This window comes from Solirhodobacter olei (genome assembly GCF_004010155.1).
GTDB classification, from domain to species: domain Bacteria; phylum Pseudomonadota; class Alphaproteobacteria; order Rhodobacterales; family Rhodobacteraceae; genus Solirhodobacter; species Solirhodobacter olei.
The window spans coordinates 1-842 of sequence record NZ_RRYH01000089.1; the positions used below are offsets into that span (position 1 = coordinate 1).

At 66.5% G+C, this 842-nt stretch carries 1 protein-coding gene; it reads right to left on the bottom strand.

The features are described 5' to 3' along the window. A partial coding sequence (locus tag EIP85_RS22595) for an elongation factor Tu (protein WP_127904450.1) occupies nucleotides 1-842 on the bottom strand: 842 nt, incomplete at both ends.

The window sequence follows — 842 nt, forward strand, 5'->3', positions numbered from 1 at the left end:
ACGACGCCGGCGCCGACGGTACGGCCGCCTTCACGGATGGCGAAGCGCAGCTTCTCTTCCATGGCGATCGGCGCGATCAGCTCGACGTTGAACTTCAGGTTGTCGCCCGGCATCACCATCTCGGTGCCTTCCGGCAGCTGCACGGTCCCGGTCACGTCGGTCGTGCGGAAGTAGAACTGCGGACGGTAGTTCGCGAAGAACGGGGTGTGACGGCCGCCTTCTTCCTTCGTCAGGATGTAGGCTTCCGCTTCGAACTTCGTGTGCGGCGTCACCGAACCCGGCTTCGCCAGAACCTGCCCACGCTCGATCCCGTCGCGGTCCACGCCGCGCAGCAGCAGGCCGACGTTGTCGCCCGCCTCGCCCTGGTCGAGCAGCTTGCGGAACATCTCGACGCCCGTGCAGACCGTCTTCTTCGACGCGTGCAGACCCACGATCTCGACTTCGTCGCCGACCTTCACCAGGCCACGCTCGATCCGGCCGGTGGCAACCGTGCCGCGGCCCGAGATCGAGAACACGTCCTCGACCGGCATCAGGAACGGCTGGTCCACCGGACGCTCCGGCGTCGGGATGTAGCTGTCGACGGCTTCCATCAGCGCGCGGATCGAATCCTCGCCGATCGCCTTGTCGCCGCCTTCCAGCGCCACCAGCGCCGAGCCCTTCACGATCGGAATGTCGTCGCCGGGGAAGTCGTAGGACGACAGAAGCTCGCGCACTTCCATCTCGACGAGCTCGAGGAGCTCCTCGTCATCGACCTGGTCGACCTTGTTCATGTACACGACCAGCGCCGGAACGCCGACCTGGCGCGCCAGCAGGATGTGCTCGCGCGTCTGCGGCATCGGGCC